The sequence below is a fragment of the Bordetella genomosp. 10 genome, from assembly GCF_002261225.1.
In the GTDB taxonomy this organism is placed as follows: domain Bacteria; phylum Pseudomonadota; class Gammaproteobacteria; order Burkholderiales; family Burkholderiaceae_B; genus Bordetella_C.
Genome location: NZ_NEVM01000001.1, coordinates 1,130,261 through 1,149,933, shown reverse-complemented (window position 1 = coordinate 1,149,933; position 19,673 = coordinate 1,130,261). Strand labels below are relative to the sequence as shown.

General features: G+C 66.4%; 19 protein-coding genes and 1 other RNA gene. 10 read left to right on the top strand and 10 right to left on the bottom strand.

The genetic code is table 11. From position 1 onward, the window contains the following. Positions 1–112 precede the first annotated feature (112 nt). Positions 113–922, top strand: coding sequence for a prolipoprotein diacylglyceryl transferase (gene lgt / locus CAL29_RS04990; protein WP_094851842.1), 810 nt, complete (start codon positions 113–115; stop codon positions 920–922). Here lgt and CAL29_RS04985 read toward each other — a convergent pair. The 4 genes from CAL29_RS04985 to CAL29_RS04970 form a co-directional block, all read right to left on the bottom strand. Next, a complete protein-coding gene (locus tag CAL29_RS04985; protein ID WP_373559694.1) occupies positions 879–1,655 on the bottom strand; it encodes an SIMPL domain-containing protein in 777 nt (258 codons plus the stop codon). The two genes, lgt and CAL29_RS04985, sit on opposite strands and share 44 nt — an antisense overlap. Before the next feature lie 165 nt (positions 1,656–1,820). Continuing rightward, positions 1,821–2,007: non-coding RNA, 6S RNA (gene ssrS / locus CAL29_RS04980), on the bottom strand. A 49-nt stretch (positions 2,008–2,056) separates the two neighbouring features. Beyond that, complete coding sequence (locus CAL29_RS04975; RefSeq protein ID WP_094851841.1) at positions 2,057–2,368, bottom strand: cell division protein ZapA; 312 nt, start codon at positions 2,366–2,368, stop codon at positions 2,057–2,059. A gap of 2 nt (positions 2,369–2,370) precedes the next feature. Beyond that, positions 2,371–2,817, bottom strand: a complete 447-nt coding sequence (locus CAL29_RS04970; RefSeq protein ID WP_094851840.1) for a hypothetical protein — start codon at positions 2,815–2,817, stop codon at positions 2,371–2,373. A 938-nt stretch (positions 2,818–3,755) separates the two neighbouring features. Between CAL29_RS04970 and CAL29_RS04965 the strand changes: the two genes are divergently transcribed. The 4 genes from CAL29_RS04965 to CAL29_RS04950 all read left to right on the top strand — a co-directional run bounded on the left by CAL29_RS04965 (position 3,756) and on the right by CAL29_RS04950 (position 8,738). Then, complete coding sequence (locus tag CAL29_RS04965) at positions 3,756–4,220, top strand: tripartite tricarboxylate transporter TctB family protein (protein WP_094851839.1); 465 nt, start codon at positions 3,756–3,758, stop codon at positions 4,218–4,220. A gap of 12 nt (positions 4,221–4,232) precedes the next feature. After that, entirely contained in the window at positions 4,233–5,738 is a 1,506-nt protein-coding gene (locus CAL29_RS04960; protein ID WP_094851838.1) for a tripartite tricarboxylate transporter permease, read from the top strand. Between the two features lie 255 nt (positions 5,739–5,993). Further along, entirely contained in the window at positions 5,994–7,598 is a 1,605-nt protein-coding gene (locus CAL29_RS04955; protein ID WP_094851837.1) for a gamma-glutamyltransferase family protein, read from the top strand. 234 nt (positions 7,599–7,832) lie between these two features. Beyond that, positions 7,833–8,738, top strand: coding sequence for an NAD(P)-dependent oxidoreductase (locus CAL29_RS04950; protein WP_094851836.1), 906 nt, complete (start codon positions 7,833–7,835; stop codon positions 8,736–8,738). Between the two features lie 93 nt (positions 8,739–8,831). On the opposite strand, the gene CAL29_RS04945 is transcribed toward CAL29_RS04950, so the two are convergent. The 6 genes from CAL29_RS04945 to CAL29_RS04920 all read right to left on the bottom strand — a co-directional run bounded on the left by CAL29_RS04945 (position 8,832) and on the right by CAL29_RS04920 (position 15,064). Next, positions 8,832–9,761, bottom strand: a complete 930-nt coding sequence (locus CAL29_RS04945; RefSeq protein ID WP_094851835.1) for a 2-hydroxyacid dehydrogenase — start codon at positions 9,759–9,761, stop codon at positions 8,832–8,834. 295 nt (positions 9,762–10,056) lie between these two features. Beyond that, on the bottom strand, positions 10,057–11,580 hold the full coding sequence (locus CAL29_RS04940; RefSeq protein ID WP_094852724.1) for a tripartite tricarboxylate transporter permease: 1,524 nt from the start codon (positions 11,578–11,580) through the stop codon (positions 10,057–10,059). 5 nt (positions 11,581–11,585) lie between these two features. Next, complete coding sequence (locus CAL29_RS04935) at positions 11,586–12,011, bottom strand: tripartite tricarboxylate transporter TctB family protein (RefSeq protein ID WP_094851834.1); 426 nt, start codon at positions 12,009–12,011, stop codon at positions 11,586–11,588. Positions 12,012–12,172: 161 nt separating this feature from the next. Further along, positions 12,173–13,768: a sensor histidine kinase gene (locus tag CAL29_RS04930; protein WP_256977197.1), complete on the bottom strand. Its 1,596-nt coding sequence runs from the start codon at positions 13,766–13,768 to the stop codon at positions 12,173–12,175. A 50-nt stretch (positions 13,769–13,818) separates the two neighbouring features. Beyond that, positions 13,819–14,511: a response regulator gene (locus tag CAL29_RS04925; RefSeq protein WP_094851833.1), complete on the bottom strand. Its 693-nt coding sequence runs from the start codon at positions 14,509–14,511 to the stop codon at positions 13,819–13,821. Then, on the bottom strand, positions 14,492–15,064 hold the full coding sequence (locus tag CAL29_RS04920) for an RNA pyrophosphohydrolase (RefSeq protein WP_094851832.1): 573 nt from the start codon (positions 15,062–15,064) through the stop codon (positions 14,492–14,494). Before CAL29_RS04920 ends, CAL29_RS04925 begins: the two co-directional genes overlap by 20 nt. A 66-nt stretch (positions 15,065–15,130) precedes the next feature. Between CAL29_RS04920 and CAL29_RS04915 the strand changes: the two genes are divergently transcribed. Genes CAL29_RS04915 through tolA form a run of 5 tightly spaced genes read left to right on the top strand, consistent with a single transcriptional unit; the run spans position 15,131 to position 19,664 of the window. After that, the gene (locus CAL29_RS04915) at positions 15,131–16,864 is read left to right on the top strand and encodes a proline--tRNA ligase (RefSeq protein WP_094851831.1); all 1,734 of its coding nucleotides are present in this window, start codon (positions 15,131–15,133) and stop codon (positions 16,862–16,864) included. After that, a complete protein-coding gene (gene ybgC, locus CAL29_RS04910; RefSeq protein ID WP_094851830.1) occupies positions 16,861–17,283 on the top strand; it encodes a tol-pal system-associated acyl-CoA thioesterase in 423 nt (140 codons plus the stop codon). The genes CAL29_RS04915 and ybgC overlap by 4 nt, the downstream gene beginning before the upstream one ends. Before the next feature lie 2 nt (positions 17,284–17,285). After that, complete coding sequence (gene tolQ / locus CAL29_RS04905) at positions 17,286–17,960, top strand: protein TolQ (protein ID WP_094851829.1); 675 nt, start codon at positions 17,286–17,288, stop codon at positions 17,958–17,960. Beyond that, positions 17,960–18,445 (top strand): protein TolR, encoded by a 486-nt coding sequence (tolR, locus tag CAL29_RS04900; protein WP_094851828.1) that lies wholly within the window; start codon positions 17,960–17,962, stop codon positions 18,443–18,445. Before tolQ ends, tolR begins: the two co-directional genes overlap by 1 nt. 49 nt (positions 18,446–18,494) lie before the next feature. After that, complete coding sequence (gene tolA / locus CAL29_RS04895; RefSeq protein WP_094851827.1) at positions 18,495–19,664, top strand: cell envelope integrity protein TolA; 1,170 nt, start codon at positions 18,495–18,497, stop codon at positions 19,662–19,664. Positions 19,665–19,673 lie beyond the last annotated feature (9 nt).

The window sequence follows — 19,673 nt, the reverse complement described above, 5'->3', positions numbered from 1 at the left end:
ACAAGCTTCATGGCGGACGATCGTACCCGAATTGCCCGCCGCGATCAGCCGCGCCGCGCGCCGGTTAATATCCTCAACCACGTATTGGCCAACCCGTTTATCGAACCCACTCATGCTGCGCTATCCCGAGTTCAATCCTATCGCCGTGCAGATCGGCCCGCTGGCCGTGCACTGGTACGGCCTGATGTATCTGTTCGGCTTCGGCCTGGTCTATATATTGGGCCGCTGGCGCCTGTCGCACGGCAAGGTTGCCGGCGGCTACACGGCGCGCGACCTGGAGGACCTGATCTTCTATAGCGTGGTCGGCGTGGTGGCCGGCGGGCGCCTGGGCTATGTCCTGTTCTACAAGCCGGGCTACTATTTTTCGCACCCGCTGGAGATTTTCTACCTGTGGCAGGGCGGCATGTCCTTCCACGGCGGCCTGATCGGCGTGATCCTGGTAATGCTGTTCTTCGCCCACCGCCGCGGCCAGTCGCTGTTCATGGTCAGCGACTTCATCGCCCCCTTGATCCCGCTGGGGCTGGCCATGGGGCGGCTGGGCAATTTCATCAACGGCGAATTGTGGGGCCGTCCCACCGACGTGCCCTGGGCCATGGTGTTCCCGCAAGCGGGCGACGGCGTGCCGCGCCATCCTTCCCAGCTCTATGAACTGGGGCTGGAAGGCATCGCCCTGTTCATCATCATGTGGGTCTTCGCGCGCAAGCCGCGCCCCACCGGCCAGGTGAGCGCGGTTTTCCTGATCGGCTACGGCTGCTTCCGCTTCCTGGTGGAATTCACGCGCGAGCCCGATAATTTCCTGGGCCTGCTGGCCGGCGGCCTGAGCATGGGACAGTGGTTGTCCATCCCCATGATCCTGCTGGGGATCGGACTGTACGTCTTCACTGCAAGGCGATCGTCCCGGACACTTCCACCGAAACCGTGACGGTGTCCGGCCGCAGGGGCACGTCGGCGGCCGGCGCCGCGCCCCCGCCCTTGGCCATCGCCATCATGGCGCGCGGCATGGGCACGACGTTGCCGCCGCCCCCGCCCAGGTCCAGCTTGACGATGCGGTAGCCCGAAAAGCCGAAGGCCGACGCCGCGGCCGAGGCGCGCTGGCGGAAGCTTTCCGCCGCCTCGGTCAGCAGCTTGCGTTCGGCGGCGTCGTGCGCCTTGCGCGAAAGCCGGAAGGTGATGTTCGAGATCGCGCTCTTGTCGGACAGCTTGGACGCCAGCGCCGAGGCGGCATCGAACTGCGTGGACTCGAGCACGATGCTTGCCTGTCCGCGCCAGCCCCCTATCTTGCCCTTGTCGGTGTTGACCGGCCAGACGCCGAAGCCTTCGGTGCGCACCGTCACGTGCTCGACGCCGCCCGCGCGCTTGACCAGGTCATCGAGCGCGGCGCTCAGCTTGCGGCCGGCGGTCGGCTGATCGGCCGCCTCGACTTCCGCGTTCAGCGTGATCAGCACGGTGTCCGGCTGGACGTCCGTGGAAGCGGAGGCCGTGAGCGCCATCTGCGGCGCCGTGGCGCCGGGCGCCTGCACGGCGCCGGCCGTCGGCGCGGCATCGTGGGTGGATTGCGCCTGCGCCATGGGCGCCGCGCCGGCCACCGCGGCCAGCGCCAGGGCGCTGCGCGTCAGAAGGCGTTCGAAGGGGGACGAGATCGTAAGCTTGCGCATAAAACAGTGCTCCCTATAAAGACTTCCACGCGTGGCCGGACGAGACGCGCCCCCTCGAGGGGCACCCGCGAAGCGGGTACAGGGTGGGCTTCCGTTGCCCGGCGGCAAAAAAGGATGCGCCAGAAAAACCAAAGCGGACCCGCCGTCAGGCAGGCCCGCTTGGAGAGATGCCCCGCATGTGCCGTCAGGACCGGCATCTCGAACCCTGAGGTTCAAGGTGGTCGCGATCGGAGGAACATTGGGTTCGTCTGACAGAGAGACGATCACGCTAGCTCCACATTCACACAACCGGTATGCCGTAAGACATAGGTTCAGAGAATGTATGGTCCAGTCACGAGCACTGCAGGGACAAACCGAAACCAGACTTTCGAAACGCCTGGTCTATAAACTTGTGGTGCTGATTACAGCAACTTCTCCTGGCCCGACAGCGCGTCATCGAGCAGGGAGTTCATGTCCTCGATTCTACGCTTGAAGTCGCCGACTGCCAAACCACCCAGCGGGCCATCCGGCGCCTTCATGGCAAGCAGCTCGCCGGCGATCTGCAAGGCGGCCATCACGGCGATGCGTTCGTTGCTCGATACCTTGCCCGTCCCCTGGATACGCTGCATCAACACGTCGACGTGACGGACGGCGGCCAGCAGATGCGGCTTTTCCTCGGTGGAGCAGGCCATGGAATATTCACGGCCAAGAATGGAAACCTCGAAGCGCTCCATGCTCATGCCTGCTCTCCCACGGAGGCGCCGGGCAAGCGTGCCAGGACCGCATCGATGCGTTCGCGCGCGGCCACCGCGGCCACGCGCAGGCGTTGCATATCGGTATCGCGCGCGGCCAGGCGCGACTGCCATTCGCTTTCGCGCGCGGCGGCCTGCGATTCCAGCGACTGCAACTGCTGCACGTGCCGTTCGAGTTCGGCGCGCAGCGTGGCCTCCGCCGCCTCGGCCTGGGCCAGGCGGTCGCCGACTTCGCTGTCGTAATTCTGCAATCGCTCCTGGAATTGCCGGACTTGCGCGTCCGCTTCGTCGCAGCGGGTACGCAGGGTACGCGCTTCCTGCTCCGCCTGATGCAGGCGCGCCCGCAAGGCATCGCGTTCAGCATGAAGCTGGCGCGTGCGTTGCACCAATTGCCCGATCCGGGCAGCGAGATTGTCGAGGTCTTGCAGCATGGGCGCTATCGTAAACCATCTCGCGCCACGAAACACGGGGGAATGCACCGTGTGATACCTGGCAATATTCAGTAGGAAGGACAGGGGCGGGAGCGCGTCGCTTCGTGGGCGCTGCCCTGTATCTATATATAAGAAGAAGACGCGGGCTCGCGCATCACGCGCATCACGCGCGGCACGCATCGGGCGGCGTCGATGACGACATCGACAAGGCGGCGAGGCGTGCCGGGGCCTGCGTTCCAAACGGAGCGAGTCATGTGCCGCTTCCGCAAGGACATGCAGACGCTCCCCATCGCCATTGCGTTCTTGCGTCCGGGGCCCCATCACTCTTGCCCGTGCTTCCCCAGGCGCTACGCCATGGTTCGTCACGCGAACCGCGCCCGGTCGCCAGCCCGGAGTGGAATCGGTGCGGTGAGGGAGCCCGTGCGAGCGGGGGCGGGGGCGGAAGCGGGCCTTTAGGGCCGCCCGGGACGTTCCAGCCTGCCAGGGGATAGCAGCAAGGGGCGATGCAGGCGCCCGGCGCCGGCGGGCTGCGGGGCGCCCGCCCCCTGTCAATGGCCAGCCGATTTTGAAAGCTGCGGTCCCGGCACTTTGCCCCGGATCCGGTGACACAGACCCGGTAGTCCGGCCGCCTGGACGGCCCCTCGCATCCGGTCCCATGTATTTTTCATGAGACAAACTTTCCGACACGCTTTCCGGTCACTTTCTTTTTACTTTCAATAAGCTTTCATAAGCCTGCCATTTTGGCGTAATCCTTACAACTTCCTGCCCGATGAACCCTAAATCTAGGGAAAACCATAGCCTTTCAGCCAAATTACAGGGTTCCGGTTTGGCATCAGAGCATTTACCATTCGCCCATCTTTCTACTTTGAATCTACTTTCACTTTGCAAACATCCACCTGAATACGTTTATCACATGCTGTACTAGGGAGCAGACAATCATGCAGCTACGCAACAAGCAGGATTTCTGGGCCGGAGCGATGTTCATCGCGCTGGGCCTGGGATTCGCAATGAAAGGCGCCAGCTACCAGATGGGCACCGCCGCCCGGATGGGGCCTGGCTATTTCCCCTTCTGGCTGGGCATCGTACTCGCCCTCCTCGGCGCCGTGGTCCTGATCGGATCCATGATGCCCAAGGCCACCGAAACCCACGTCGACCGCTTCGACTGGCGCGTCGTGTTTCTGGTGATCGGCTCGGTCGTTCTCTACGGCCTGGTCCTCAAGTTCCTGGGCGTCTATATCTCCGTGTTCCTCCTGGTGGTCGTCAGCAGCCTGGCCAGCCATGAGTTCAACTGGAAGATCGCCGTCGCCAACGGTATTTTCCTCGTGGTGTTCTCCTATCTGGCGTTCATCAAGGGCCTGGGCCTCATCTTCCCGCTGTGGCCGTCTTTCCTGGGTTCGAACTAAGGAGCGCCAGACATGGAATTGTTTGATCACCTCATGATGGGCTTCGGCGTGGCGTTCACGCCGGAGAACCTGCTGTACGCCCTGCTGGGCTGCATCCTGGGCACGCTGATCGGCGTGCTGCCGGGCATCGGCCCGGTCCCGACCATCGCCATGCTGCTGCCCATCACGTATGTGCTGCCGCCCGTGGCCGGCCTGATCATGCTGGCCGGCATCTACTACGGCGCCCAATACGGCGGCTCGACCACCGCGATCCTGGTGGCGCTGCCAGGCGAGACATCCGCGGTGGTGACAGTACTGGACGGACACCAGATGGCGCGCAACGGCCGCGCGGGCGCCGCGCTGGCCATCGCCGCCCTGGGCTCGTTCTTCGCCGGTTGCGTGGCCACCCTGCTGCTGGCCGCCTTCGCGCCCCCGCTGGCGGAAGTCGCCTTCAAGTTCGGTCCCGCCGAATACTTCTCGCTGATGTGCCTGGGCCTGGTGGGCGCCGTGGTGCTGGCCTCGGGCTCGCTGCCCAAGGCCATCGCCATGATTCTCCTGGGCCTGCTGCTGGGCATGGTCGGCACCGACGTGAACTCCGGCGTCGCCCGCTTCGACTTCGGCATCCCCGAACTGCAGGACGGCATCGACTTCGCCATCGTCGCCATGGGCGTGTTCGGCTTCGCCGAAATCATGACCAACCTGGAGCAGAAGGAAAACCGCGTCGACATCACCGACAAGATCGGTTCGCTCTACCCCAACAAGGAAGAGTTCAAGGAAGCCTGGCCCGCGGTGGTGCGCGGCACGGCCCTGGGTTCGGCCCTGGGCATCCTGCCCGGCGGCGGCGCGGTGCTGTCGTCCTTCGCTTCCTACACGCTGGAAAAGAAGATCGCCAAACAGCCGCAGCGCTTCGGCAAGGGCCACCCGGCCGGCCTGGCGGGTCCGGAATCGGCCAACAACGCGGCCGCCCAGACCTCCTTCATCCCCCTGCTGACCCTGGGCATCCCGGGCAACGCGGTGATGGCGCTGATGGTGGGCGCGATGACCATCCACAACATCCAGCCCGGCCCGCAGGTGATGACCAGCCACCCGGAACTGTTCTGGGGCCTGATCGCCTCGATGTGGATCGGCAACCTGATGCTGGTGATCCTGAACCTGCCGCTGATCGGCCTGTGGGTGAAGCTGCTCAAGGTGCCCTACCGCGTGCTGTTCCCGGCGATCCTGGTGTTCTGCACGATCGGCGTGTACTCGTTGAACTACAACACCTTCGACATCATGACCACCGCGGCCTTCGGCGTGATCGGCTACGTCTGGTCCAAGCTGAAGTGCGAAGGCGCGCCGCTGTTGCTGGGCCTGGTGCTGGGCCCCATGATGGAAGAGAACTTCCGCCGTGCCCTGCTGCTGTCGCGCGGCGACTTCTCGACCTTCATCACGCGTCCGTTGTCGGCCAGCCTGCTGGCCGCCGCCATCGCGCTGATCGTGATCGTCGCCCTGCCCTCGATCCGCAAGAAGCGCGAAGAAACCTTCGTCGAAGAAGGCTGATGCGGCGGCGGGCCGTTCGCGGTCCGCCACGCATCCCGCTTCCGGGGCGCCGCAAGGCGCCCTTTTTTTTACCGCCGGGCCGCCCCAAGGTAAAAAAGCCCCCTCGGGGGGCAGCAAGCGGCGTAAGCCGTGCGGCGTGGGGGCATTTTTTATGGGCCGGCATGGGCAGGGGGACAAACAAATTGGTGCAGTGCACACAATCGCTTACGCTAAAGTACGGGTTTACCCCGTACCCGTCTTCGTCCCGAGCACCCTATGACCTTCGACTGGCACAACCCCTACCGCACCACCCGCGCGCCCGTATTCGCCCGCAACGTCGTCGCCACGTCCCAGCCGCTGGCCGCGCAGGCCGGGCTGCGCATCCTGGAGCGCGGCGGCAACGCGGTGGACGCGGCCATCGCCGCGGCGGCCGTATTGACGCTGGTCGAGCCGGTCAGCAACGGCCTCGGTTCGGATTGCTTCGCCATCGTCTGGGACGGCGCGCGCCTGCATGGCATCAACGCGTCGGGCCGCGCGCCCTCGGCGTGGTGCGTGGACTACTTCAAGCGCAAGCACAACGGCGCCATTCCCATGCGCGGCTGGGACAGCGTGACCGTGCCGGGCTGCGTCGCGGGCTGGGCCGCCCTGCACGGGAAGATGGGCGCCCTGGCCTTCGCCGACGTGCTGGCGCCCGCCATCGAGTATGCCGAGCGCGGCTGCGCGGTGTCGCCCGTCGTGCAGCAAAAATGGGCGGCGCAGGCCGACAGCCTGCAGCCCCTGCCCGGCTTCGCCGAGCACTTCCTGCCGCGTGGACGGCCGCCCGCGATCGGCGAGCATTTCGTACTCAAGGGCGCGGCCGCTACGCTCAAGCGCATCGCCGCCACCGGCGGGCGCGACTTCTATGAAGGCGAGACGGCGCACAAGCTGGTGGCGCATGCGCAGGCGCACGACGCGGCGATGACGCTGTCCGACCTGCGCGACTACCAGCCCAAATGGGTCGCGCCGCTGGCGCAAGGCTACCGGGGCTACACGCTGCACCAGATCCCGCCCAACGGCCAGGGCATCGCGGCCCTGATCGCGCTGGGCATCCTTCGGCATTTCGACGTGGCGGCGCGGCCGGTGGACCATCCGGATACGCAGCATCTGCTGATCGAGGCCATGAAGCTGGCCTTCGCCGACGTCTACGCCCACGTGGGCGACGGCGCGCACATGGAAGTGGGCGCGGAGGCCTTGCTGGATCCGGCCTATCTGGCGGAACGCGCGCGCCTGATCGACATGAACCGCGCCCGGAATTTCAGCAGTGGCCACGCGCCGCGCGGCGGCACCGTGTACCTGACCGCCGCCGACCGCAACGGCATGATGATCAGCTTCATCCAGTCCAACTACATGGGCTTCGGCTCCGGCGTGGTGGTGCCCGGCACGGGCGTCAGCCTGCAGAACCGCGGCCACGGATTCAGCATGCAGCCCGGCCACCCCAACGTGGTGGCGGGCGGCAAGCGCCCTTTCCACACCATCATCCCCGGCTTCCTCATGCGCGACGGCGCGCCCGTCATGAGCTTCGGCGTGATGGGCGGGAATATGCAGCCGCAGGGGCATTTGCAGACGCTGGTGCGCATGCTGGACTACGGCCAGCAGCCGCAGGCCGCCTGCGACGCGCCGCGCTGGAAATGGAACCACGGACGCTCGGTGGACGTCGAGCCCGAGATGCCGGCGGCCGTGCAGGAGGCGCTGCGCGCGCGCGGCCACGTGCTGGAAGGCCTGGAGGATCCCTATATGGATTTCGGGTCCGGCCAGTTCATCTGGCGCCTGGGCGACCCGGCCGTCGATGGCTATGTGGCCGCCAGCGACAGCCGCCGCGACGGCCTGGCGGCGGGGTTTTGATTCGCGGGACGGGGCGGCCGGACGCAGCGGTCCCGATCGCGGGTGCGGGGCCATCTTCCCGATGCGCGCCGGAAGGACGGCCGCGGCGCTTGCCCTGGGCGCGTCATCGCCGTAAGGTACGGCTCCTGAGAAATACGACTTCCAGCGCGGCGCGCGCCCCGACGGCAGCGGCGCCCCGGCATCCCGGCCGCCGCGGCAATTCACGGCTTTCCAGCCTTCTACCGGAGACTCTGCATGGCATCCATCGGCACCAAGACCTACGACACCGTCGCCCCCAGGAAAGTGGCCTTCCTCGGCCTGGGCGTCATGGGCTTTCCCATGGCGGGACACCTGGCGCGCGCCGGCCACGCCGTGACGGTCTACAACCGCACGGCGGCCAAGGCGCAGGAATGGGTCAAGGAATTCGGCGGCAAGGCCGCCCCCACCCCGCGCGAAGCCGCGGCCGGCGCCGACATCGTATTCGCCTGCGTCGGCAACGACGACGACCTGCGCAGCGTCGTGCTGGGCGCGGACGGCGCCTTCGCCGGCATGGCCAAGGACGCGGTCTTCGTCGACCACACCACCGCTTCCGCCGACGTCGCCCGCGAACTGTACGCGCAGGCGCGCAAGCAGGGGCTGCAATTCGTCGACGGGCCGGTCTCGGGCGGCCAGGCCGGCGCGGTCAACGGCGTGCTGACCGTGATGTGCGGCGGCGAGCAGGCGGTCTTCGACGCGATCAAGCCCGTGGCGCAGGCCTTCGGCCGCGCCGTCACGCTGGTGGGCCAGCCGGGCGCGGGCCAACTGGCGAAGATGGTGAACCAGATCTGCATCGCCGGCCTGGTGCAGGGCCTGTCGGAGGGCGTGGCCTTCGGCCAGGCCGCCGGCCTGGACATGAAGCTGGTGCTGGACGTGATCAGCAAGGGCGCGGCGCAAAGCTGGCAGATGGAGAATCGCGGCGGCACGATGGTCGACGACAAGTTCGACTTCGGCTTCGCGGTGGACTGGATGCGCAAGGACCTGGGCCTGGTGCTGGCCGAAGCGCGCAACAACGGCGCGCGCGTGCCGGTCACCGCCCTGGTGGACCAGTTCTATGCCGACGTGCAGAAGATGGGCGGCGGACGCTGGGACACGTCCAGCCTGGTCAAGCGGCTGCGCGATTGATCGCGACGGGGCGCGGCATGCGCCGCGCCCTTCGCGGTTCGAGGGTCGCAGCCCGTCGATCCGCGATGCGGGATCAATAGGCCGATAGATCGATCAATAGCCGCGTTCGCGCGCGACCACCCCGGACAGGGGTTCGCCGCGCGCCATCCGGCGGATCTTGTCGGCGATCTGCACGATGGTTTCCTCGCGCAAGGTGCTGGCCGCGATGTGCGGCGTGACGTGCGCGCGCGGATGTTTCCACAGGCCGCTGGCCGCCGGCAGCGGCTCGGTGCGGAACACGTCCAGCGAGACGCTGTCCAGCCGGCCTTCCTGCAGCAGCGCGAGGATGTCGTCCTCGTTCTGGTGCTCGCCGCGTCCCACGTTGATCAGGTGGGCGTGGGGCAGCAACTGGCTCAAGGTGGCGCGGTCGAGGATGCCTTCGGTCTCGGGGGTCAGCGGCAGCACGTTGACCAGCACCCGGGTGCGCGCCAGGAAGGCGGGCAACTGGTCCATGCCGGCATAGGTCCGCACGCCGTCGATGCTGCGCGGGCTGCGCGACCAGCCGGCCACGGGATATTCGAAGGCGGCCAGCGCCTCGGCCACGCGGGAACCCACCACGCCCAGGCCCAGCACGCCCACGGGCCACTGCTCGCGGCGCAGGCCTTCGCGCGGGTCCCAGCGGCCGGCGGCCTGGTCGGCCTCATAGCGCGCGAACCCGCGCGATTCGCGCCATAGCGCGTACAGCACGTATTCGGCCATCTGCACCGACATGCCGGCGTCTTCCAGGCGCACGATCTGCACGTGCGCGGGAATTTCCGGCATCTTCAGCAGCGCGTCCACGCCGGCGCCCAGGTTGAACACCGCCTTCAGCCCGGTCTCGTGCTTGAACAGCGCCGCCGGCGGCTTCCACACCAGCGCCACGTCGGCATTGGACGGCGGCCCGGCCGGATCCCACACCGATATCTTGAAATCCGGCATCTCGGCCCGCAGGCCAGGCAGCCATTCGTCGGGATTACGATCGGGGAGCGCGAAGAGTACGTGCATGGGAATCCGGTTCCGGTTGAGCGAGTGGACAATGGAAGTCCAAAACCATAGCACGCCCCAAGCGCCGAGTAGCGCCGGCATGCGCCGCTGCCGCGCAACGGCGCATGCGATAGAAAAAAAGACCTGTGCAATGCACAGGTCTTTTTAATCGCGGACACCGCGGATCCGGGTCCCCCGGTCCGCTGGTGTCGCCCCTTGAGGGGCGGCGCGCGAAGCGAGCCTGGGGTGGGCTTTCCTTCCGGTCCGCGGGTGTCGCCCCCTGGGGGGCCGCGCTCCGCGCGGTACGGGGGGGTCCCTACGCCGTTTTCGGCAGCATGTCCTTCTTGCCCTTGCCCTTGCCCTTGCGCAAGCGGGCCCAGACCTGCACGATGATCAGCAGGGCGCTGGCCGCGATGAACCAGGCGCTGATCGGACGCTGGATGAAGATCATCATGTCGCCGCGCGACAGCAGCAGGGCGCGGCGGAAGTTTTCCTCGACCATGGGACCGAGCACGAAGCCCAGCAGGATCGGAGCCACCGAGAAGTCCAGGGCCATCAACAGGGCGCCGATGACGCCGAAGGCCAGCACTTCCCAGATCTGGAACAAGCTGTTCTGCGTCGAGAACACGCCCACCGCGATGAAGAACAGCGCGGACGGGAACAGGTACTTGTACGGCACCTTGAGCAGCTTGACCCACACGCCGATCAGCGGCACGTTCAGCACGATCAGCAGGACGTTGCCCACCCAGAAGCTGGCGATCAGGCCCCAGAAAATGTCCGGGTGCTCGGTGATCAACTGCGGGCCGGGCTGGATGCCCTGGATCAGCAGCGCGCCCAGGATCAGCGCCATCACCGCGTCGCCGGGGATGCCCAGGCTCATCGTCGGGATGAAGTCGACCTGCGTCTTCGAGTGCGAGGAGGCTTCGGGCGCGGCCACGCCGGCCAGCATGCCGGTGCCGAAACGCTCGGGCGTCTTCGAGACCTTGCGCTCCAGCGCGTAGGCGATGAAGGTGGTGATGGTCGGGCCGGTGCCGGGCATGGCGCCGAACAGCGTGCCCACCAGCGTGCCGCGCACCATCGGCATGAAAGCCTGCTTCATTTCAGCCATGGAGGGCCGCATGTCGCGCAGCTTCAGCTTGGTCGAGGTGCTGATGATGGACATCTTGTTGACGCTGACCAGGAAGTCGGCGGCGCCGAACAGGCCCATCGAGATCGCCACCAGCTCCAGGCCGTCGGACAGGTCCAGCAGGCCGAAGGAGAAGCGGATCGTGCCGGTGTTGACGTCGGTGCCGACCACGCCGCACAGCAGGCCGAACAAGGTCATCGCCACGCCCTTCAGGGGCGAACCGCGCGACATCGTGGCGCCGGCCAGCAGGCCCAACAGCATGATGGAGAAGATTTCCGTCGGGCCGAACTTGAAGGCCACTTCCACCAGCAGCGGCGAGCAGAAGATCATCACGATGATGCCGACCGAAGCGGCGAAAAACGACGAAATCATCGTGATGCCCAATGCCGTGCCGCCCTTGCCGGCCTTGGTCATCGGGTAGCCGTCCAGACACGTCACCGCATGCGGCGGGTGCGAGGGCAGGTTCAGCAGGATCGCGCCGATGGCGCCGCCGTACTGCGAGCCGTAGAAGATACCGGCCAGCATCAGGATGGCGGGCACCGGATGCATCACGTAGGTGAGCGGCAGCAGGATCGAAATGGCCGACAGCGCGCCCATGCCGGGCAGCACGCCGATGAGGTTACCCACCAGCACGCCGAAGAACGACCACATCAGGTTATGGGGTTCGAACGCGACGCCAAAACCGTACCAAAGATCAATGAGTGCTTGATGCATGGCGATCAACCCCAACGAAACAGCGGAAGCTGCAGTTGCAGCGCCCACCAGAACACGACGATGGCGATGACTACCATGGCCAAGGACAGCAGAACCGCCTGGAGGATCGTGTTTTTACGATCGCCAAGGGACGCGATGAAAGTAATGGCGAAAGTCGCTGGCAGCAGGCCGCCGTATTCGCCGATGATGATGAAAGCCACGATGCTGAGCAGGATGCAGATCCCGCCGCGCACGTCGGGCATGCCGTGGGCATGACCGCCCGGCACTTGTTCCGCCGGAGCGCCCGAGCGCGCGCTGATCGCGATCAGGATGCCGGTAAGGACAAGAAGCCCGCCCACCGCCGCCGGGAAGAAACCCGGTCCCATGTGGCTCAGCGAGCCGATATGGTAGTCAGTCCCCCCATATATCGCTCCCAAACCGACCAGGACCATTAGGGCGCCGCCGTAATAGTCCTTGTTAATTGTTCTTTTGGATGTTTCCACCGCAATCCTCCGAAAACCAGGGCTTGAAACTGCCCGCGGGAAATGCCCGGTTGAGCATGCCCCTCTCACAACCCATGTGAGCCTGGAACGCAGAATAAGGAGGGAAGCTGCTAATCCGCTTTCTTTATGCTGTCTGGACCCTGAATCACAGGGTTATCCCTTAAGAGGGGAATCCATAATATGGCGCAAAGACCGGCGCCGCCGAGGGCATTGGGCTCGCCGTCTTCCAGCAGGATGTCGCCGCCGTTGCGGCGCGCGTAGGCGCGGGCGATGGCCAGGCCCAGGCCCGAGCCGCTGGAGCTGCGCTGCCCGCCGTCGGCGCCCGCCCGGTCGAATCGTTCGAAGGCGCGGGCGCGCAGGGCGGCGGGAAGGCCGGGCCCGTTATCGGCCACGCGCACCTCGGCGCGCTGCCGCCCGCGGGCCACCGAAACCGTGATCCGCGCGCCCGGCGGCGCGTAGTTGATCGCGTTGTGGACGAGGTTGGACAGGGCTTCGTGCAGTTCGACCTCGCTGCCCGCCACGGGGGCCGCGGCTGTCAGACAGCTTTCGTCACCGTCTGCACCAATTGCCCTAGTTCCGCAAGTCGCCTGCATCCCCCCCCAACCGAGATCCTGTTGTTTCTCATGGGCCAGGGGCAGGTGCTGCAGGACGACGTCCCGCGCCAGGTCGTTGAGGTCCAGGACCTTGCGCGGCGTCGCCTCGCCCTGGCTGGCATGGGCATGGGCCAATTGCAGGAGCTGCTCGGTCAGGCGGCGGCTGCGGCCCAGTTGCGCGACGATGCCGCGCAGGCCTTCGCGCATGCGCTCGGGGTCGCGCTCGCGCAGGGCGTATTGGGCCTGCGTCAGCATGATGGCCAGCGGCGTGCGCAGTTGATGCGAGGCGTCGTCCAGGAATTGCGTCTGCTCCTGCAACATGCGCCGGTGGCGTTCGATGTGGTGGTTGACCGCCTCCACCAGGGGGGCGACCTCGGAAGGCACGCCGCTGGCGTCCAGGGGCGTCTGGTCGTCGGACGGACGGGCGCGGATGTCGCTGCGCAGGCGGTGCAGCGGCCGCAGCGCCCAGGCCACGCCCCACCAGACCATCAGCACGACCAGCGCCAGCATGCGGGCGTCGCGCAGGAACTCCTGGCGCTGCGCCGCGTGCTCGGCCTCGATCCGCTTGCTGGTGCTTTCGCCGATCAGGACCAGCACCTGGCGATGGATGCCGTGGTAATAGAGATCGCGCACGATGGCCACCAGGCGCACCGGATCGCCCCGGTACACGCCGTCGTAGAACACCGGCGTGCCGTTGCTGCTCGGCCAGGTCCCGGGCCGCGGCAGGTCGGGCATGCCCAGCAGGGCGCGGCCGGCGGACGCCGGCGCCGCCTGGCCGTCCGGCATGGGCGGGTCGATTTCCTCGATGCGGTAGTACTTGCGCAGGCCGGCGCGGGATTCCAGCATGACCTGGGCATAGAGCGGCGTTGCCACCTGCAGCGCGCCGTCGGCCGTGAATTCGATGCTGCTTTCGAGGACGCGCGCCGGCTCCAGCAAGGCGCTGTCGTAGGCGTCGTTGGTGATTTCGGAAAGCGTCTGGTAGTCGTTCCAGCTATCGATGACCAGCAGGGCCACCACGCCCGGCAGCAGCAGCATGAAAAGCAGCGTGCGGATGCCCAGGCGGCCGCGCAGCAGCCGCAGGCGGGCCGCGCGCGCGCTAGGCCGCGGCGCCATGGCGCCGCGCGCCCATGCCCAGGCCCCCGGGGATGCGCACGGACACGAGATTAGGCCTCGGCCGATTCGCTGGTGCTGGCCACGCTTTCCAGCATGTAGCCCAGCCCCCGCACCGTGACGATGCGGATGTCGCTGCCGGCCAGTTTCTTGCGCAGCCGGTGCAGCACCACTTCGATGGCGTCCGGATTGGCTTCGCTGTCGTGGTTGAACACCTTGCCGAACAACTGCGACTTGTCCACCGGATAGCCGCTGCGGGTCAGCAGCGCCGCCAGGGCCGCGTGCTCGCGCGGCGTCAGGAACAGCAGCGAACCGTCCAGGGTGAAGGCGCGGCTCTCGCTGTCGTAGGCCAGCGAACCGCACTGCAGGCGCGGATGCTGGCGGCCGCGGCTGCGGCGCACCAGCGCGGTCAGGCGCGCTTCCAGTTCTTCCAGGGCGAACGGCTTGGTGAGGAAATCGTCGGCGCCCAGGTTCAGGCCGCGCACGCGGTCCTGCAAGGCGCCCTGCGCGGTCAGCACCAGCACGGGCGTGCGGTCGTCGCGGTTGCGCATTTCGCGCAGCACCACCAGCCCGTGCTTGTCGGGCAGGCGCAGGTCCATCACGATGGCGTCGTATTCGGTGCCGGCCATGAACGCCTCGGCCGTACGCGCGTCCGCCGCGTGATCGGGCACGAAACCGCTCTGGGCCAGGGCGCGCACCAACCAGGACGCCATGTCCTTTTCATCTTCAACCAGCAATATGCGCATGCCCGTCGGCTCCTCCGCCCGAGTTCTCGCTGGCCCGCTGACCATGCACGCGCTGGCGCAGGTAGCGGGTTTCATGGTGACGCCGGAACAGGATCGTCGACAGCTCGTTCAAGGCCTGCGTATAGACCTCGCGCTTGAACTCGATGACCGCGTCCAGCGGCACCCAGTACTGGCTCCAGCGCCAGGCGTCGAATTCCGGGTGCTGCGTCGCCCTCAGGCAGACATCGCTGTCGCGCCCGATCAGACGTAGCAGAAACCAGATTTGCTTCTGCCCTTTGTAATGGCCACGCCATTCGCGGCGGACGAAATGGTCCGGTACGTTGTAGCGCAGCCAATCGCGTGTACGCCCCAATATCCGGACATGCTCGGGATTCAACCCTACTTCCTCATGGAGCTCGCGGTACATGGCCTGCACGGGACTCTCCCCGTACTTGATGCCGCCCTGCGGGAACTGCCACGCATGTTCCCGTATCCGCTTGCCCCAAAAGACCTCGTTTTTGCTATTTACGAGAATGATGCCGACATTGGGACGGTAGCCTTCGCGGTCCAGCATGGGCCACCCCCAGCAAATTCAATACAATTACGCCTGATTATACGTACCTGCCGCCACCTGGAAACCATGCGCGCCTCCAACTACCACATCAATACCCTCAAAGAGGCCCCGGCCGAAGCCGAAGTCGTCAGCCATCAGCTCATGACCCGCGCGGGCATGATCCGCAAGCTCGCGGGCGGCATCTATACCTACATGCCCCTGGGCCTGCGCGTCATCCGCAAGATCGAGAACATCGTCCGCCAGGAAATGGACGCCGCCGGCGCCATCGAACTGCTGATGCCGGTGGTGCAGCCGGCCGAACTCTGGCAGGAATCGGGCCGCTGGGTGCAATACGGCCCCGAGCTGCTGCGCATCAAGGACCGCCACGACCGCGATTTCGTCCTCCAGCCCACGTCCGAGGAGGTGATCACCGACATCGCCCGCAACGAAATCCATAGCTGGCGTCAACTGCCCGTCAACTTCTACCATATACAGACCAAGTTCCGGGACGAACGCCGCCCCCGCTTCGGCCTGATGCGCGGCCGCGAGTTCACCATGAAGGACGCCTACTCCTTCGACCGCGACGAGGCCGGCGCCCTGGCCAGCTACGACATCATGTACGCCGCGTACATGAAGATCTTCACCCGCCTGGGGCTGGAATTCCGCGCCGTGGCGGCCGACACGGGCTCCATCGGCGGCACCCGCAGCCATGAATTCCAGGTCATCGCCGAAACCGGCGAGGATCTGATCGTCTACAACCCCGACAGCCAGTACGCCGCCAATATCGAACTGGCCGAATCCGGCCCGCTGATCGCCGAGCGCGGCGCCCCGGGCCGGGCGCTGGAAGCGGTGGCCACGCCGGGCGCGGCCAAGTGCGAGGACGTCGCCGCCTTCCTGAAGATTCCGCTGGAAACCACGGTGAAGTCCATCGTGCTGGCCACGGAGCCGGCCGAGGGCCCGGCGCAGATCTGGCTGCTGCTGCTGCGCGGCGACCACACCCTGAACGAAATCAAGGCCGCCAAGGTGCCGGGCCTGAAGCAGGGCTTCCGCTTCGCCACCGAAGCCGAGATCGTCGAGCATTTCGGCTGCAAACCCGGCTATCTTGGCCCCATCAAGACGGCAAAACCCGTGCACGTGGTGGTTGACGCCACCGTGGCGAAGATGCACGACATCGTCTGCGGCGCCAACCGCGAGGACTTCCACTACGTCGGCATGAACTGGGGCCGCGACCTGCCCGAACCCGAGGCGGTGGCGGACCTGCGCAACGTGGTGGCGGGCGACCCCGCCCCGGACGGCAAGGGCGTCCTGGCCATCCAGCGCGGCATCGAGGTCGGCCACGTGTTCTTCCTGGGCACCAAGTACTCCGAGGCGCTGAAGGCCACCTTCCTGGACGAGTCCGGCAAGCCCGCCGTCATCCAGATGGGCTGCTACGGCATCGGGGTGACGCGCATCGCCGCCGCGGCCATCGAGCAGAACCACGACGACAAGGGTATTATCTGGCCCCGCCCTATCGCCCCCTTCGAAGTGGTGATCTGCCCCGTGGGATGGGGGAAAAATGAAACTGTTCGTAACACCGCCAACGATCTCTACGAAGCACTGCGCGAACGCGGAATCGACGTCCTGCTCGACGACCGCGATGCGCGTCCGGGCGTCATGTTCGCCGAATGGGAGCTGATCGGCGTGCCCTTGCGCGTAACAGTTGGAGAGCGCGGCCTCAAGGACGGCGTGCTGGAATTGCAGGCCCGGCGTGAGTCCGAAGCGGCCAAGGTAGGCCTGGACGAAGCGCTGGATCGGATATTGGCCAAGCTGGACACCCTTTGAATTCTTCCCCCGCACAGGTTTCGACGCTGGTCATCCGTGTCTACTACGAAGATACGGATGCCGGTGGAATCGTCTTCTACGCGAACTACCTAAAATTCATGGAACGCGGACGTACGGAATGGCTGCGTACCCTCGGGTACCACCAATCCAGCATGGCCGCCGAGACCGGGCGCATCTTCGTGGTGGCCGGCCTGGACATGTCCTACCGTAAACCGGCGCGGCTCGACGATCTCCTTACTGTTGAAACCCGCGTCACACGACTGGGACGAGCTTCGATACACTTCGCGCAGCGAGTGCTCCGTGAAGGGGAACTGCTGGCCGAAGGGGGCATCCAAGTGGGTTGCGTGGATGCGACCCGCCTGAGACCCGCGGAACTGCCCAAGGAACTCCGCGCAACACTGGAATCTATTCAGGGATAAAAATGCAAGTCTCCAACGACATGTCGTTGCTTACGCTGATCGGGCACGCCAGCGTGCCGGTCCAGCTAATCATGCTGCTGCTTCTGGGCATTTCCATCATGTCCTGGACGTACATCTTCGCCAAGCTGATCGCCATCAAGCGCGCGCATCAGCAGACCCGCCGCTTCGAAGACGATTTCTGGTCGGGCGGCGACCTCTCCATGCTGCAACAGGCCGTCGCCAGCCGCCGCGCCGAACAGGGCGCGCTGGCCCGCATCTTCGATGCCGGCATGACCGAATTCCTCAAGGCGCGCCGCGGCAGCGCCAATGCCGACGCGCTGCTGGACGGCCCCCGCCGCGCCATGCGCGCCGCCTACCAGCGTGAAATGGACGCGCTGGAGTCGCACCTGAACTTCCTGGCCTCGGCCGGCTCGGTCAGCCCGTACATCGGCCTGCTCGGCACGGTGTGGGGGATCATGCACGCCTTCATCGGCCTGTCCAACATGCAGCAGGCCACGCTGGCGTCGGTGGCGCCCGGCATCGCGGAAGCGCTGATCGCCACGGCCATCGGCCTGTTCGCCGCCATCCCCGCGGTGGTGGCCTACAACCGCTATACCAACGACATCGACCGCCTTTCGATCCGCTTCGACAGTTTTGTCGATGAGTTCCTGAACATTCTGCAACGGCAGGTGCGCTGATGGGATCGATGCGTTCGGGCGGCCGCGCCGGCCGCCGCATGAAATCCGACATCAATGTGGTGCCCTACATCGATGTGATGCTGGTGCTGCTGGTGATCTTCATGGTCACCGCGCCCCTGATCACGCCCGGATTGATCAACCTGCCCTCGGTGGGCGCGGCCTCCGACGTGCCGGTCAAGCCGCTGGAGGTGCAGATTTCCTCCAACGGCGAGATCGCCCTGCGCATGCGGGAGCCGGGCGCCAATCCGGAAACCATCGCCCGCGCCGACCTGGTCAACCAGGTGCGCCAGCGCATCACCGCGGATACGCCGGTGGTGATCGCGGCCGACGGCAAGGTGCCCTACGAATCCGTGATGAAGGTGATGGACGAGCTGCGCGTGAACGGCGTGACGCGTCTGGGCTTGCTGGTCGACCAGCAGTCGTCGACGGGCGCGGCCGCCAGCGCCGCCGGCCAGCCGCAGGCGCAACCGGGACGGCGGCGCTGAGCCGCCTGTCCGCCGCGCGCCGCCGGTCGAACCTTCCACTGCAATATTCATGACGCCTCCTCCGATCATCAAACACCACAGCGGTCCGCCCGAGCGCCCGCCTGCCCAGGACAACTGGAAGGCGCTGGGGCTGGCTTTGCTGGCTCACCTGCTGTTGTTCCTGGTGCTCATCTTCGGCATCAATTGGCATACGGAGAATCCCGGACCGGTGCAGGTGCAGTTGTGGGCCAAGGGCGACACGCCCGACGCCGCGCCGCCGCCTCCGCAGCCCCAACCCAAGCCGCAGCCCCAGCCGCAGCCGGAAACCCCGCCGCCGCCGCCCAAGCCCGCGCCCCCTCCCCCGCCGCCCACGCCGACGCCGCAGGCCCAGCCCAAGGACGAGGCGGATCCGGAGATCGCGCTGGAAGAAGCGCGCAAGAAGAAAGAGCAGGAAGAGAAGGATCGCCAGGCCGCGGAAGCGGCCAAGGAAAAGGCGCGCCTGGAACAGGAGCGCAAGGAAGCGGCCGAGAAGGAAAAGGCCAAGCTGGAGCAGGAACGCAAGGACGCCGAGAAAGCCGCCGCCGCGAAGGCGGCCGCTGAAAAGGCGGCTGCCGACAAGGCCGCGGCCGAGAAGGCGGCCGCGGACAAGGCGGCCGCGGAGAAAGCCGCCGCCGACAAGGCCGCCGCCGAAAAAGCGGCGGCGGACAAAGCCGCGGCCGAGAAGAAGGCCAAGGACGACGCCGCCAAGAAGGCCGCCGCCGATAAAGCCGCGGCCGACAAGGCGGCGGCGGAAAAAGCGGCTGCCGAAAAGGCGGCTGCTGAAAAGGCTGCCGCCGAAAAGGCCGCTGCCGCCAAGAAGGCCGCGGCGGACAAGGCGCTGCGCGACGCTTTCCGCAACGACGCCATGGGCGCGGCCGGTATACCGAACGGTACGGCGGACCGCAATCAGGCGGGCGGCGGACGCGACGACGGTTATGGCGCCAAGGTCCGCGCCTGCATCCAGCCGGGCGTGTCCTATCCGACACCGCCGCGGGCCGGTTCGCAGAATCCGACGGCCGAATACCGGGTACAGTTACGTTCGGATGGAAGCGTTTCGGGGCTGACCCTGACGCGCTCCTCGGGCAACACGGGTTTCGACCGTGCGGTCGAAACCGGAATCCGCCGCTGCAATCCGTTCCCCAAGCCTTCGACGGGACGGTACGAGCCGCTGATCGACGTAATTTATCGAATGTACGACTGACAGGAGATT

Excerpts from the sequence above, each read along its gene's own strand:
- lgt (WP_094851842.1), top strand. The coding sequence starts at position 113 with ATGCTGCGCTATCCCGAGTTCAATCCTATCGCCGTGCAGATCGGCCCG.
- CAL29_RS04985 (WP_373559694.1), bottom strand. The coding sequence starts at position 1,655 with ATGCGCAAGCTTACGATCTCGTCCCCCTTCGAACGCCTTCTGACGCGC.
- CAL29_RS04975 (WP_094851841.1), bottom strand. The coding sequence starts at position 2,368 with ATGGAGCGCTTCGAGGTTTCCATTCTTGGCCGTGAATATTCCATGGCC.
- CAL29_RS04970 (WP_094851840.1), bottom strand. The coding sequence starts at position 2,817 with ATGCTGCAAGACCTCGACAATCTCGCTGCCCGGATCGGGCAATTGGTG.
- CAL29_RS04965 (WP_094851839.1), top strand. The coding sequence starts at position 3,756 with ATGCAGCTACGCAACAAGCAGGATTTCTGGGCCGGAGCGATGTTCATC.
- CAL29_RS04960 (WP_094851838.1), top strand. The coding sequence starts at position 4,233 with ATGGAATTGTTTGATCACCTCATGATGGGCTTCGGCGTGGCGTTCACG.
- CAL29_RS04955 (WP_094851837.1), top strand. The coding sequence starts at position 5,994 with ATGACCTTCGACTGGCACAACCCCTACCGCACCACCCGCGCGCCCGTA.
- CAL29_RS04950 (WP_094851836.1), top strand. The coding sequence starts at position 7,833 with ATGGCATCCATCGGCACCAAGACCTACGACACCGTCGCCCCCAGGAAA.
- CAL29_RS04945 (WP_094851835.1), bottom strand. The coding sequence starts at position 9,761 with ATGCACGTACTCTTCGCGCTCCCCGATCGTAATCCCGACGAATGGCTG.
- CAL29_RS04940 (WP_094852724.1), bottom strand. The coding sequence starts at position 11,580 with ATGCATCAAGCACTCATTGATCTTTGGTACGGTTTTGGCGTCGCGTTC.
- CAL29_RS04935 (WP_094851834.1), bottom strand. The coding sequence starts at position 12,011 with ATGGTCCTGGTCGGTTTGGGAGCGATATATGGGGGGACTGACTACCAT.
- CAL29_RS04930 (WP_256977197.1), bottom strand. The coding sequence starts at position 13,768 with ATGGCGCCGCGGCCTAGCGCGCGCGCGGCCCGCCTGCGGCTGCTGCGC.
- CAL29_RS04925 (WP_094851833.1), bottom strand. The coding sequence starts at position 14,511 with ATGCGCATATTGCTGGTTGAAGATGAAAAGGACATGGCGTCCTGGTTG.
- CAL29_RS04920 (WP_094851832.1), bottom strand. The coding sequence starts at position 15,064 with ATGCTGGACCGCGAAGGCTACCGTCCCAATGTCGGCATCATTCTCGTA.
- CAL29_RS04915 (WP_094851831.1), top strand. The coding sequence starts at position 15,131 with ATGCGCGCCTCCAACTACCACATCAATACCCTCAAAGAGGCCCCGGCC.
- tolQ (WP_094851829.1), top strand. The coding sequence starts at position 17,286 with ATGCAAGTCTCCAACGACATGTCGTTGCTTACGCTGATCGGGCACGCC.
- tolR (WP_094851828.1), top strand. The coding sequence starts at position 17,960 with ATGGGATCGATGCGTTCGGGCGGCCGCGCCGGCCGCCGCATGAAATCC.
- tolA (WP_094851827.1), top strand. The coding sequence starts at position 18,495 with ATGACGCCTCCTCCGATCATCAAACACCACAGCGGTCCGCCCGAGCGC.